At 75.6% G+C, this 12,240-nt stretch carries 14 protein-coding genes and 1 rRNA gene; 12 read left to right on the forward strand and 3 right to left on the reverse strand.

The genetic code is table 11. From position 1 onward, the window contains the following. The first annotated feature begins 151 nt into the window (after positions 1-151). The 5 genes from rrf (at position 152) to ACI79K_RS14775 (ending at position 3,035) form a co-directional block, all read left to right on the forward strand. Positions 152-268 (forward strand): 5S ribosomal RNA (gene rrf / locus ACI79K_RS14755). A gap of 225 nt (positions 269-493) precedes the next feature. Next, positions 494-1,522, forward strand: a complete 1,029-nt coding sequence (locus ACI79K_RS14760; protein WP_456600052.1) for a hypothetical protein — start codon at positions 494-496, stop codon at positions 1,520-1,522. 576 nt (positions 1,523-2,098) lie between these two features. Continuing rightward, positions 2,099-2,356 (forward strand): pentapeptide repeat-containing protein, encoded by a 258-nt coding sequence (locus ACI79K_RS14765; protein ID WP_456600053.1) that lies wholly within the window; start codon positions 2,099-2,101, stop codon positions 2,354-2,356. Between the two features lie 32 nt (positions 2,357-2,388). Continuing rightward, the gene (locus tag ACI79K_RS14770; RefSeq protein ID WP_456600054.1) at positions 2,389-2,577 is read left to right on the forward strand and encodes a hypothetical protein; all 189 of its coding nucleotides are present in this window, start codon (positions 2,389-2,391) and stop codon (positions 2,575-2,577) included. Positions 2,578-2,675: 98 nt separating this feature from the next. Next, entirely contained in the window at positions 2,676-3,035 is a 360-nt protein-coding gene (locus ACI79K_RS14775) for a single-stranded DNA-binding protein (protein ID WP_456590740.1), read from the forward strand. 17 nt (positions 3,036-3,052) lie between these two features. On the opposite strand, the gene ACI79K_RS14780 is transcribed toward ACI79K_RS14775, so the two are convergent. Beyond that, a complete protein-coding gene (locus ACI79K_RS14780) occupies positions 3,053-4,363 on the reverse strand; it encodes a DUF1015 domain-containing protein (protein ID WP_456590741.1) in 1,311 nt (436 codons plus the stop codon). 101 nt (positions 4,364-4,464) lie between these two features. Here ACI79K_RS14780 and ACI79K_RS14785 point away from each other — a divergent pair, with 101 nt between their 5' ends. Together ACI79K_RS14785 and ACI79K_RS14790 are read left to right on the forward strand one after the other, a co-directional pair. Next, a complete protein-coding gene (locus ACI79K_RS14785) occupies positions 4,465-4,890 on the forward strand; it encodes a tetratricopeptide repeat protein (protein ID WP_456590742.1) in 426 nt (141 codons plus the stop codon). Next, positions 4,887-6,005, forward strand: coding sequence for an HAD-IIA family hydrolase (locus ACI79K_RS14790; protein ID WP_456600055.1), 1,119 nt, complete (start codon positions 4,887-4,889; stop codon positions 6,003-6,005). The genes ACI79K_RS14785 and ACI79K_RS14790 overlap by 4 nt, the downstream gene beginning before the upstream one ends. Positions 6,006-6,016: 11 nt before the next feature. On the opposite strand, the gene ACI79K_RS14795 is transcribed toward ACI79K_RS14790, so the two are convergent. Then, on the reverse strand, positions 6,017-6,334 hold the full coding sequence (locus ACI79K_RS14795) for a sterol-binding protein (protein WP_456590744.1): 318 nt from the start codon (positions 6,332-6,334) through the stop codon (positions 6,017-6,019). Positions 6,335-6,526: 192 nt separating this feature from the next. Between ACI79K_RS14795 and ACI79K_RS14800 the strand changes: the two genes are divergently transcribed. The 5 genes from ACI79K_RS14800 to ACI79K_RS14820 are packed head-to-tail and all read left to right on the forward strand — an operon-like array spanning position 6,527 to position 11,186. Next, positions 6,527-6,826, forward strand: a complete 300-nt coding sequence (locus tag ACI79K_RS14800; protein ID WP_456600056.1) for a hypothetical protein — start codon at positions 6,527-6,529, stop codon at positions 6,824-6,826. Next, positions 6,826-7,623, forward strand: a complete 798-nt coding sequence (locus ACI79K_RS14805; protein ID WP_456590746.1) for a TlyA family RNA methyltransferase — start codon at positions 6,826-6,828, stop codon at positions 7,621-7,623. The genes ACI79K_RS14800 and ACI79K_RS14805 overlap by 1 nt, the downstream gene beginning before the upstream one ends. Further along, positions 7,620-8,660: an NAD kinase gene (locus ACI79K_RS14810; protein ID WP_456590747.1), complete on the forward strand. Its 1,041-nt coding sequence runs from the start codon at positions 7,620-7,622 to the stop codon at positions 8,658-8,660. The genes ACI79K_RS14805 and ACI79K_RS14810 overlap by 4 nt, the downstream gene beginning before the upstream one ends. Next, a complete protein-coding gene (recN, locus tag ACI79K_RS14815; RefSeq protein ID WP_456590748.1) occupies positions 8,635-10,413 on the forward strand; it encodes a DNA repair protein RecN in 1,779 nt (592 codons plus the stop codon). The genes ACI79K_RS14810 and recN overlap by 26 nt, the downstream gene beginning before the upstream one ends. Before the next feature lie 56 nt (positions 10,414-10,469). Further along, on the forward strand, positions 10,470-11,186 hold the full coding sequence (locus ACI79K_RS14820; protein ID WP_456600057.1) for a methylase: 717 nt from the start codon (positions 10,470-10,472) through the stop codon (positions 11,184-11,186). A gap of 152 nt (positions 11,187-11,338) precedes the next feature. On the opposite strand, the gene ACI79K_RS14825 is transcribed toward ACI79K_RS14820, so the two are convergent. Beyond that, positions 11,339-12,223, reverse strand: a complete 885-nt coding sequence (locus ACI79K_RS14825) for a TetR/AcrR family transcriptional regulator (protein ID WP_456600058.1) — start codon at positions 12,221-12,223, stop codon at positions 11,339-11,341. Positions 12,224-12,240: the final 17 nt, after the last annotated feature.

The raw sequence follows: 12,240 nt of genomic DNA on the forward strand, positions 1-12,240 counted from the left end.
GTGGAGCTGACCGGTACTAACAGGCCGAGGGCTTGACCACACACACCTCCACCACGAGGGGTCTGTGCCAGGGTCAACCAATGAAGACTTGTCTCGCGTCCACTGTGCGGTTCTGAACGCACGAACCGGCTTGGTTCGAAGTTCACAGAGTTACGGCGGCCATGGCGAGAGGGAAACGCCCGGCAACATTCCGAACCCGGAAGCTAAGCCTCTCAGCGCCGATGGTACTGCCCTGGAGACGGGGTGGGAGAGTAGGACGCCGCCGAACATACTTCACGAACGGGGGTCAGAGCGAGCGCTCTGGCCCCCGTTCGCTTTTCCATGTCCGCCGCCGGCCGTGCTGGTCGTGTGCGGCGTCTAGCAAAGAGGTACTGAAAAGGCATGACTGCTCCGCGACGTGGTTCCGGCGGGTCCGGCGACGGGCGACAGGCTGGCCGCGGCCCCCGGTCACAGAACGATCGTCGGCCCGAGGGCGGTGCTGGCGCGCGCGGTGGTGCCCGAGGCGATCGACCGGCTCGGCCGCAGGGCGACAGGCCGGCTCGCTCTCAGGGGGATCGTCCCCGCGTTGATTGGCAGGACCGTCGTCCCCAGGGTGACCGCCCGGGTCGACCGCAGGGCGACCGCCCGCGTGGTGACTGGCAGGACCGCCGTCCCCAGGGCGACCGCCCGGGGCGACCGCAGGGTGACCGGCCGCGTGGTGATTGGCAGGACCGGCGCCCCCAGGGTGACCGTCCCCGTGGTGACTGGCAGGACCGGCGCCCCCAGGGCGAGCGTCCCCGTGGTGACTGGCAGGACCGCCGTCCCCAGGGCGACCGCCCGGCTCGACCCCAGGGCGACCGGCCGCGTGGTGATTGGCAGGACCGGCGCCCCCAGGGTGACCGTCCCCGTGGTGACTGGCAGGACCGCCGTCCCCAGGGCGACCGCCCGGCTCGACCGCAGGGTGACCGTCCCCGTGGAGACTGGCAGGACCGCCGTCCCCAGGGCGACCGCCCGGCTCGACCCCAGGGCGACCGGCCGCGTGGTGATTGGCAGGACCGGCGCCCCCTGGGTGACCGTCCCCGTGGTGATTGGCAGGACCGCCGTCCCCAGGGCGACCGCCCGCGTGGTGATTGGCAGGACCGACGCCCCCAGGGCGATCGACCGGCTCGGCCGCAGGGTGACCGGCCGGCTCGGTCGCAGGGTGACCGGCCGCGTGGTGATTGGCAGGACCGACGCCCCCAGGGTGACCGGCCGGCTCGGTCGCAGGGTGACCGGCCGCGTGGTGATTGGCAGGACCGACGCCCCCAGGGTGACCGGCCGGCTCGGTCGCAGGGTGACCGTCCGCGTGGTGATTGGCAGGACCGCCGACCGTCGGGCGAAAGGCCGCAGGGCAACTGGCGCGACCGACGCCCGGAGGGTGGTCCCTCCGGCGGCCGTCCGTCCCGGGACGCGCAGGACCGGCGCCCCCCGGTCCCGGCCGGTCCTGAGATTCCCGAATGGGCAGATCCCCGCGAGCTCGATCCCGCGATCCGCGCTGCCCTGAAGGGGCTCGACCCGCGCAACTCCGCCAAGGTCGGGGGGCACCTGGTCGCGGCCGGGTCCCTGGTCGACGAGGACCCGGAGACCGCGCTCGCCCATGCACGCGCTGCTCGTGATCGGGCTTCCCGGCTGGCCGTCGTCCGCGAGGCCGTGGGGGTTGCGGCCTACCACGCCGGCGACTACGCCGAGGCGGCTCGGGAGATCCGTGCCTACCGCCGTATGAGCGGGGATCAGGGCTACCGCGCAGTGCTGGCCGATTGTGAGCGTGCGCTCGGCCGTCCCGAGGTGGCCATCCGCCTGGTGAACGAGGCGCTCGCCGAAGGCGTCGACGCCGAGGAGACCGTGGAGCTGCGACTGGTCGAAGCAGGCGCACGACAGGATCTCGGCGAGGAGGCTGCGGCCCGCCTGGTCCTCGAGGCGGCTCTCGGTGGTCGCCCCGAGCCGTCGGCTGTGTTCGCCGGCGATCCGGGCCGGCTGCGGCTGGCCGCTGCCTACGCCGAGCTCCTGCGAGCCCAGGGCGAGGACGAGCGTGCCGATCAGTGGCTCGAGGCCGTCGCGGCAATCGATCCCGAGCTGGCGGGTGAGGATCTCGGCGTCGAGTTCAGCGAGGTCGACGAGGCAGACATGTCCGGAGAGGACGTCGTTCGGGCGGACGTGGTTCCGGGGGAGATCGCTCCGGAGGAGGTGGTTCCGGGAACAGAGGCTGCGGAGGACGTCGCTGCGGAGGACGTCGCTGCGGAGGACGTCGCTGCGGAGGACGTCGCTGCGGAGGACGTCGCTGCGGAGGACGTCGCTGCGGAGGACGTCGCTGCGGAGGACGTCGCTGCGGAGGACGTAGTCCCGGGAGCAGTGGCCCCGAAGGACATCGCGTTGCAGTTCATCGCTCCGGAGGACGCGAGCCCGACCGCCGGCACCCCGGACGACGGTGACCGCCCGCAGGCGATGAGCTTCGCCGAGGAGGTCGAGGCGGAGGTCGCCGAGCTGCTGGGTGAGACCGACGGCGACGCCCCTTCCGCTGACGAGCGAGCGGGATCCGGGAGCGACGACCAGGGGTCCTGACCCCGAGTCGGGGACGAACCGCCGTCCACACCCGCGCGTGACTCCACAGATCGGGTCGTACGGCGGACGAGGGCGGCACGACCGACCAGGCTGCGGGCATGAGCGTGGCTGTGATCGATCGCAACGACGTGGTCCTGCGGGGGCGGTTGTCCGCCCCCGCAGAACTGCGCACCCTGCCGAGCGGCGACGCGCTGCTCAGCTTCCGTCTGGTGGTGCGCAGACCGGTGCCCACGGTGCGAGGTCGGTCGGTGGACGTCCTCACCTGCATCACATACGACCGGGCGCTGCAGCGGCGCATCGCCGCCTGGCAGCCCGGTGACGTCGTGGAGGTCGAGGGAGCGCTCCAGCGGCGCTTCTGGCGCACCGGGTCAGGTACCGCGTCGGTCTGCGAGGTCAACTGCCGGCGCGGACGGAAGGTCCCGCGGTCGGCCGGGCGAGCGGCGGGGGAGACCGCCTGACCAGCGTGGCCCGCCGGTCAGTCCGTGAGGGGCCGCAGCACCAGGCCCGTGCGCGGCTTCGGCACGAAGAGGGTGGACTTCCGCGGCATGCGGGCGCCCGCGCGCGCGACCGCGGCGACGTCGGTGGGAGACGGGGCGCGCAGCAGCACGGCGACCCCGTCCTGTTCGAGCGCGGCCGCGACCGCCTCCTCGAGGGTGTGGGCGATGACGACGGCGTCCACCGTGTCCGGCCGGGCCCATAGCAGCTGGACGAGCCCGTGGTGTGCCAGCACCACGTCGAGGTCGCGCCAGGCCGGTGGGGCCTCCGGCGGAACGGCGGCCCGGACCACCGGGTCGGCGCCGGTCAGCCGCACCAGCCGGGCGCCGTCGGTCAGCAGCAGCCCCCGCTCGGCGGGATCCCCCAGCCAGGTGCGCGCCGCCGCGACGACCGCGCCGGCGCCCGCCCCGATGACCGGCAGCTCCGCCGTGACGAACCCGCGAGCCGCCGCGTCCACAGCCGCATCGAACGGCAGGCCGGGCACCACGCGGTGGATCGGGTCGACCCGGAGACCGCCCGGTCCCATGGGCGTGACGAGGGCGAGAACCGCGCCCGACCCCGGTCCACCGCCCTGGGTGCGGGCGTGGGCGCGGGCCGCCGCGAACCGGTGGTGCCCGTCCGCGATCACCGCCCGGGTACGGGCCAGGGCACTCGTGGCAGCCTCCAGCGTCGCCGCGTCGGTCACGCGCCACAGCCGGTGCAGCACGCCGTCGCCGTCACGCAGCTCCAGGGTCGGCGGCGTCCGCCGCACCGTGTCGCTCACGCCGGACACCGCCGGATCGGGATCGTGCGCCAGCACGATGGGTTCGAGGTCCGTGCGGGTCGCGGCGAGCAGGGCGCGCCGTCCCTCCACCGCCGCGGGGTAGGTGTCCTCGTGGGGGAGCACCGCTGTCGACCCCTCCGGCGGCAGGACCACTGCGCCCAGCCACCCGACGGTGGCCGGGGCGCCGTCGGACGGTCGCAGCTCGTACAGCCACAGAGCGGCAGCCTGGTCGCGCACGAGCACGCCCTCGTCCAGCCACGCCTGCAGCGTGGCGGCGGCGAGACCGGCGCAGCTGTCCGGGACGCCCGGCCCACCGTCGAGCCCCGGCAGGATCAGCCGCACGATGTTGTGCGGGTCGGCGTGGACCAGCCGATCCCGGCCGGCCGGGGTCACCAGGTCGTAGGCTGGCGAGCTGACACGGGCGAGGTGCCCGGGATCGCGGTCCCGGTAGGTCAGCGCCCGGAACGGCCGGACCTCCAGGCCCGGGACCGACCCGGGTGTTCGGGGTCCCACCGACGACGAGAGCACGACACAGATCGTAGGAGCGGCAGCGACGGCCGCCGTCGGTCGCTCCCGACCGGCCGGGGAGAGCAGCGAGGACCGGGCAGCGGTCCAGGAAGGAGGCAGCGGTGGCGGAGCCCGGTGCACCGGAGGACCGGGGCGGGGCGCGCCAGGCACCCGCCGGCGGTGTCTACGACTGGTACCACCGCGGGCTGGAGCTGCTCGCCGACCGGCATCCCGACGCCGCCGCCACCCTCCTGGCCCGCGCGGCCGAGGCAGAGCCGGGCTCGCGCAGCGTGCGCGAGGCCCTGGCGCGGGCCCAGTACGACGCCCACCGGTACCCCGAGGCGATCGACACCTTCACCAGCCTCATCGCCTCCGACCCCGCCGACGACTACGCACGGTTCGGCCTCGGGCTGGCCGCCAGCCGCGCCGGCGACCTCGCCCTCGCCGCGGAGCAGCTCGCACTCGCCGTGGCCATGCGCCCCGACCTCGCCCACTACGCCCGGGCCCTGCGCGAGGTGCGGGCGCGCCGGATGAGGGGGACCGCATGAGCGACCAGGCCACCGGGTCGCCGATCCCGGCGCTCGCCGCGGGCTGCGCCGAGCCCCCGGCCCGGCTGTACGACGTGGCCCTGCTCGACCTGGACGGGGTGGTCTACGTCGGCCCCGACGCCGTGCCTGGCGTGCCCGCCGCCCTGGCCAGTGCCCGCGCCGCCGGCATGCGGCTGGGCTTCGTCACGAACAACGCAGCCCGCACGCCGGAGCAGGTGGCCGCCCACCTGACCGAGCTGGGGGTGCCGGCCGGCGCGTCCGACGTCATCACCAGTTCCCAGGCGGCGGCCACCGTCGTCGCCGGTCTCCTCGACGCCGCGGCGCGGGTCCTGCCGGTCGGCGGCCCCGGCGTCGCGGCTGCCCTGGAGGCCGCCGGGCTCACGGTGGTCGCCGGCGCGGACGACCATCCGGAGGCCGTCGTCCAGGGGTACGGGCGCGAGGTGGGCTGGGCGCAGCTGGCCGAGGCCGTGGTCGCCGTCCGCAACGGCGCCCGGCACATCGCGACCAATGCCGACGCGTCCATCCCCTCGCCGCGCGGCCCGTTACCGGGCAACGGGGCGATGGTGGCGGTCGTCCGGCAGGTGACCGGATGCGAGCCCCTGGTCACCGGGAAGCCCGACCCTGCCATGCACGCCGAGTGCGTCCGCCGCACCGCCGCCGAGCGCCCGCTGGTGGTGGGCGATCGGCTGGACACCGACATCGAGGGCGCCCGCCGCGCCGGCGCGGCCAGCCTGCTGGTCCTCTCGGGGGTCACCGATCCGGCCACGCTGCTCGCCGCCGGCCCGGACCACCGGCCCGATCTGCTCGCTGCCGACGCCGCCGGGATGCTGCGCGCCCACCCCGCGGTGACGGTCGAGGGCCGTACGTGGCGGTGCGGCGGCTGGACGGTCCAGCGGGCCGAGGGCGGCGACGCGCTGGAGCTCCGCGGACCGGACGCCGGACCCCCGCAGCGGGGTGCGGCGGCCTCCGACGACCTCGACGGGTTGCGCGCGCTCTGCGTCGCGCACTGGGCCGCCCACCCCACCGCGGCCGCGCCGGTGCGCGTCCTGGCGCACGGCCCGGCAGCGACCGAGGTCGCGCGGACCTGGCACCTGCCGTCGGCCGGCTCCCGCTGAGCCGCCCGCTCTCAGACCAGCTTGCGCAACCGCAGGAGGTCGCGCAGGCCCGCCTCCAGCTTGACCCGGCCGCTGGCCCACGCCGGCCCGAACGACAGCCGTCCGTCGGTGAGGGCCACCAGGTCGTCGCTGGTCATGGTCAGCCGGATGTCGGCCTTCGGGACGCCGGGACCGTCGGGCACCGCGTGCAGGTCCCGCACCGAACCGGAGCTCAGCCGACCGAGGACCACCTGCTCGAGGTCGGGGAGCCGGCAGGACAGGCTCCGGTCGAGCCCGGCCGCCGCGGGGTTCGCGGCCAGGTCGCCGAGGATGCCCGTGAGGGCGGTCATGCACTGGTCCATCGTGGCCACGCGGCGGGATCTCCCCTGGGATCGGTGGTGGGTGCGGTCGCCCGACGCTATCGCGCTGCTCCGTCGGGCCGGTCCGCGTCGTTGCCGGCCGGTAACCTCCGCAGCAGGACGCCGGCTCGTGCGCGAGCGCGCGCCCTTCCCTCCTCGACCCGATTCCCCGAGAGGTGCTCCGTGACCGAGCCGACCGCACCGCGTCCGGTGCCCGGGCCCCCCCGCCCGGGGGCTGCGCCGGTCGCCGCTCCCGGTGGGCCCACGACCGGGCCGCGGCCGACGCCGGCGACCGAGTCCGTGGTCTCCCAGTCCCCGGCCACCGAGGTCCCGGCGACGGGCGGGGAAATGCCCCCGGCCGGGGCGAGCGCGGGCCACCGGCTGGGCGGTCTGGAGGAGCTGCCCGTGTCCGAGCACGTGGCCGTCTTCGAGGCCGAGCACGCGCGCCTGCAGCGCGAACTCGGCACGATCGATCCGCGCTGATGGCCCGTCGCGCCCGGCTGGACGCCGAGCTCGTGCGCCGCGGCCTCGCCCGGTCGCGCGAGCACGCCGTGAGCCTCATCGCCGAGGGGCGGGTCGCCGTCGCCGGCCAGGCGGCCACCAAGCCGGCGACCGGCGTCGAGGCGGGCACCCCCGTCGTCGTGCGGACCGACCCCGACGAGCCCACCTGGGTGTCCCGCGGCGCGCACAAGCTGCTCGGGGCGCTGGAGGCGTTCCCCGTTCCGGTCGAGGGGCGGCGCGCCCTGGACGCCGGCGCGTCCACCGGCGGCTTCACCGAGGTGCTCCTGGACCGGGGCGCGTCGGAGGTCGTCGCCGTCGACGTCGGGTACGGGGAGCTGGCCTGGTCGCTGCGCACGGACGACCGGGTGCGGGTGCACGAGCGCACCAACGTGCGCACGCTCACCCCCGAGGCGATCGGCGGACCGGTCGACCTCGTGGTCGCCGACCTGTCCTTCATCTCGCTGCGCCTGGTGCTGCCCGCGCTCACCGCGTGCACCCGGCCGGGCGCCGACCTCCTGCCCATGGTGAAGCCGCAGTTCGAGGTGGGCAGGGAGCGGCTCGGTGCCGGCGGGGTCGTGCGCGATCCCGAGCACCGGGTGCAGGCCGTCCTGGAGGTCGGCCGAGCGGCGCACGCACTGGGCTGGGGAACCGCCGGTGTGGTGGCCAGCCCCCTGCCGGGGCCCGCTGGGAACGTGGAGTTCTTCCTCTGGCTGCGGTCCGACGCCGGGCCGACCGAGGAGGACACCGTCCGTCGAGCAGTCCAGGAGGGACCGCAGTGAGCAAGCCGAGCACGGCACCGCGCGACGGGCAGGAGGCCCGGTGGGTCCTGCTCACGGTGCACACCGGGCGGCAGGACATCGTCGAGCTGGCCCGCACGTCCGCGGCGCGGCTGCTCCGCGGCGGCATCGGCGTCAAGGTGCTCGAGGAGGAGGCGCCCGACCTGGAGATCCCCGGCGCCGAGGTGGTTCCCTGCGACGAGGCCGCCGCGAAGGACGCCGAGATCGTCATGGTGTTCGGTGGCGACGGCACCTTTCTGCGCGCCGCCGAGCTGGCCCGGTACACCGACGCCGCGCTGATGGGGGTCAACCTCGGCCGGGTGGGCTTCCTCGCCGAGACCGAGCCCGAGGCGGTCGAGGAGACCCTGACCGCCATCGAGGACTGCGAGTACTCGGTCGAGGAGCGGCTCGCGATCCAGGTCGACGTCCGCGACCGCGACGGCATGGTCGTCGGCGGCACGTGGGCGCTGAACGAGATCTCCGTGGAGAAGGCTGAGCGCTCGCGGGTGCTCGACGTCGTCCTCGCCATCGACGGGCGGCCGCTGACCAGTTTCGGGTGCGACGGCGTCCTGTGCGCCACCCCGACCGGGTCCACCGCCTACGCCTTCTCCGCCGGGGGGCCGGTGGTCTGGCCCGACGTCGAGGCGCTGCTGCTGGTGCCCTCCAACGCCCACGCGCTGTTCGCGCGGCCACTGGTCACCTCGCCGAACTCGGTGGTGACCGTCGCCGTCCCCGCAGACGGCAACCGCGCGCGCGTCTCGGCCGACGGGCGGCGCACCGTCGAGGTCCCCGACGGTGGCCACGTCGACGTCCGCCGGGCGAGCCGGCCGGTACGTATCGCCCGCGTGCACGCCGCGACGTTCGGCGACCGGCTGGTGGCGAAGTTCGGACTGCCGGTCCGCGGCTTCCGTGACGCCCGGCACCCCGGTCCGGGTCACGAGCTGTTCACCAGCCGCAACGTCCTCGCCCGTGATGTCGTCGACGGCTCCGACCTCCCGGCGCGGGAGGTGAGCGGTGGCGGCACGCACGACGGCGTCTGAACGACCGGCCCCGGCGGGCACCGCGACCGGGCGGCTCTCGGAGCTGCGCATCCGGGGGCTCGGCGCGATCGACGACGTCACCCTGGAGCTGGGCCGTGGTCTCACCGTCGTGACGGGGGAGACCGGCGCCGGCAAGACCATGGTGGTGACCGGCCTGACCCTGCTGTTCGGCGGGCGGGCCGACCCCGGCCGGGTCCGGGCGAACGGTCGCGCCGGCGTGGAGGGCCGCCTGGAGCTGCCGCCGGAGTCACCCGCGTGGGCGCGGGCGGCCGACGCCGGTGCCGACCCCGACGACGACGGCAGCCTCATCCTCGCCCGCACCGTCAGCGCCGAGGGTCGGTCCCGCGCGTACCTGGGCGGCCGGAGCGTTCCGGTCGGGGTCGTGGCGGAGCTCGCCGAGAGCCTGCTCGCGGTGCACGGCCAGACCGACCAGCTGCGGCTGTCCCGCCCGGCCGAGCAGCGCCGCGCGCTCGACCGCTACGCCGGCGCCGACCACCTGGCGCTGCTGGAGCGCTACCGCGAGGCCTACCAGCGCTGGCGGGACCTGGCCGCGGACCTCGACCGCCGGCGGGGGCAGGCCCGTGAGCTGGCGCAGGCCGCCGACGTCCTCCGTCACGGCCTGGAGGAGATCGCCGCGGTCGCCCCCGAACCCGGCGAGGACGAGGCGCTCGACACCCAGGCCAAGCGGCTCAGCGACGCCGATGCGCTGCGAGCCGCCGCCGACGAGGCGCGCATGGCGCTCATCGGCGACGTCACCGGCGACCTCGTCGGCGGCGAGCTGCCGCAGGACGCCACCGCGTCGCTGGCCATCGCCGAGCGCGCGCTGGCCGGCTCCGACGACCCGACGCTGGTCATGCTCGCCCAGGACCTCGCCGACGCCGTGGCCGTCGTCTCCGACGTCGCCGGCCAGCTCGCCGGCTACGTGGCCGACCTGGACGCCGATCCCGCCCGGCTGGCCGAGGTGCTCGACCGCCGAGCCGCCCTGACGGCGCTGGTCCGCAAGTACGCCGAACCCGGGGCGGGCGTCTCCGGGGTGCTCACCTGGGCCGAGGACGCGCAGCACCGCCTGGCCGAGCTGGACGTCTCCGACGAGGCGCTCGAGGCGCTCGAGGCCGAACGGGACGCCGCCCGCGCGGAGGTCGACCGCCTGGGCGCCGCGATCTCCGCGGGGCGGCGGGCCGCCGCGGAGGGGTTCGCCGCCGAGGTCGGCCGCGAGCTGGCCGGGCTGGCGATGAAGAGCGCCCAGGTCTCCTTCAGCATCGACAGCCACCCCGACGACCCCGGGCCCGAGGGCGTCGACGAGGTGGCGCTGCTGCTGGCCGCGCACCCCGGCGCGCCGCCCCGGCCCGTGCACAAGGGCGCCTCCGGCGGGGAGCTCTCCCGCGTGATGCTGGCCATCGAGGTCGTCTTCGCCGGCGCCGACCCGGTGCCGGTCATGGTCTTCGACGAGGTCGACGCCGGGGTGGGCGGCCAGGCCGCCGGGGAGATCGGCCGGCGGCTTGCCCGCCTGGCCCGGGACCACCAGGTCGTGGTCGTCACGCACCTGGCACAGGTCGCTGCCTTCGCCGACACCCACCTGGTCGTCGACAAGGCACCCGACACCGGTGCCGGGGTCACCGCCACCGACATCCGCTCGGTCGACGGCGAGGACCGCGTGCGCGAGCTGGCTCGCATGCTCTCCGGCCTCGCCGACAGCGACACCGGCCAGGCGCACGCGCGGGAACTGCTCGCCGTGGCGGCGGCTGCCCGCTGACCGGCATTCCCCGGAGCGGGTGAGTGGCCCGCAATGCACCGGGGTAGGGGGCGTCGGTGACCTGCTTCTCCTCCACCGACGAGTCCGCGCACTACGGCTTCTCGGTGTGCATGCTGCTCGACCAGTACCGGGACCAGCTGGGCTGGGTCGAGGAGGGGGTCGACGAACTGGGCACCGGCGACGCCACCGCCATCTCCGACGTGGTGCGCTCCCTGCCCGAGCTGCGCGTGCGCAGCTACGACATCAGCGCCCCGTCGGTGGAGCAGGCCCGCGCCAACATCGCCGAGCGCGGCGTCGCCGACCGCTACACCGTCGAGCTCGGCGACTTCTTCGACCAGGCCGACTCCGCGGGCGGCCACCAGGCCCGGACGGTGATCTCCAACCCGCCCTACATCCCCGCGCCGGACCGGGACATCATCATGCCCGAGCTCTGGGGCGGTGTCCGCGGGAACGACCTGGTGCTGCAGCTGCTCAAGGCCGGCTACACGAACGTGATCTCCGCGGTCGCCAGCTACTCGGATCCGGAGACGACCGTGCGCACCGCGGAGGAGCTCGGGTACCGGGTCGTCAACTTCCTGGCCACGGGCCTGGACTTCGGCCCGTACAGCAGCGAGCCCAAGGTGCGCGAGCACATCTGCCGGCTGTGCGACGCGGGCCACGGCTGGGCCGGCGAGGACGGCTACATGGTGGCGGTCGCGCTGTTCACCCGCGATCCGGGTCTCCCCGGCGACCGCGGCGACCAGCTGCTCCGTTCTCTGCAGATCAGTCTGTGATCCTCCGGATCACACCGCGGCCAGGAGCCGTCCCCCGCCTGCGCTGAGCCGTTGCCGGCCCTTCTCGGGGAGGCCTCCGGCCGCCCCTCGGCGGGCCGCCTCGCGGGGCGGCTCCCCGACCTCCTCGGGGACCCTCCGGGCCCCCTCGTCGGTCACCTGCGCTTGGCGTACCCGGCGAGCCCGAACTGCAGCAGGGCCAGGCCCCGGCGTCCCTGGCGGCGAAGCTCCGCGGCGAGCTCAGGCCCGCTCACCCCGGCCAGGACGCGGTCGCGGGCGAGCTCCAGCAGGGAGGCGTAGAGCCCGAGGACGGCGTGCGCGGCGAGCCACGGTTCGAGCTGGCCCGGCCGGGCCGCCGTCTCCTCGGCGATCAGGTCGGCCAGCGAGGTGGTGAGCTCGCCGAGGATCTCCCGCTCCCGCACCTGGAGCGTCCGGCTGCCCCGGATGACCCGCGCCATCCGGGCCACGCCCTCGGCGGCCTCGGGCGTGCCGAGCAGGCTTACCGCGGCGACCACGAAGCTCCCCGCAGCCGCGGCCACCGACTCACCCGCCGGCCGCCGGCGCACCGCGGCGAGCAGCGCGGCGCGCATCGGCGGATCGGCGTCGAAGACCAGCCCCTCCTTGACGGGGAAGTGGTTGAAGACGGTCTTCTCCACCACGCCGGCGCGCTGGGCGATCTCCACGACGCTCACCGCGTCGAAGCCCCGCGCCTCGAACAGCTCCGTGGCGGCGTCGACGATCCGTTCGCGGGTCTGCTGCCGGCGGTGCTCCCGGATGCCCTGGCCCCGCAACTTCCGGCGGCCGCGCGGCCGGTCCGCGCCGTCCTGGCCCGCGACGGCCTGGTCCACGCCGTCCTGGTCCGCGACGTCCTCGTCCACCACCGGCGCGGCCGGCGGCGGCACGGGGGGCGCAGCCGGGGCCGCGACCGGCTCCGGAGCCGGAACGGCCCTGATCACCGCGGTGCCGGCAGGAGCCGGGGCGGCCTCCTCGACCTGCGGGAGGGACGCGTCGGTCGTCAGGGCTGCGGCAACACCAGTCACACGGGCAACGCTAGTCA

This window comes from Blastococcus sp. SYSU DS0616 (genome assembly GCF_054051015.1).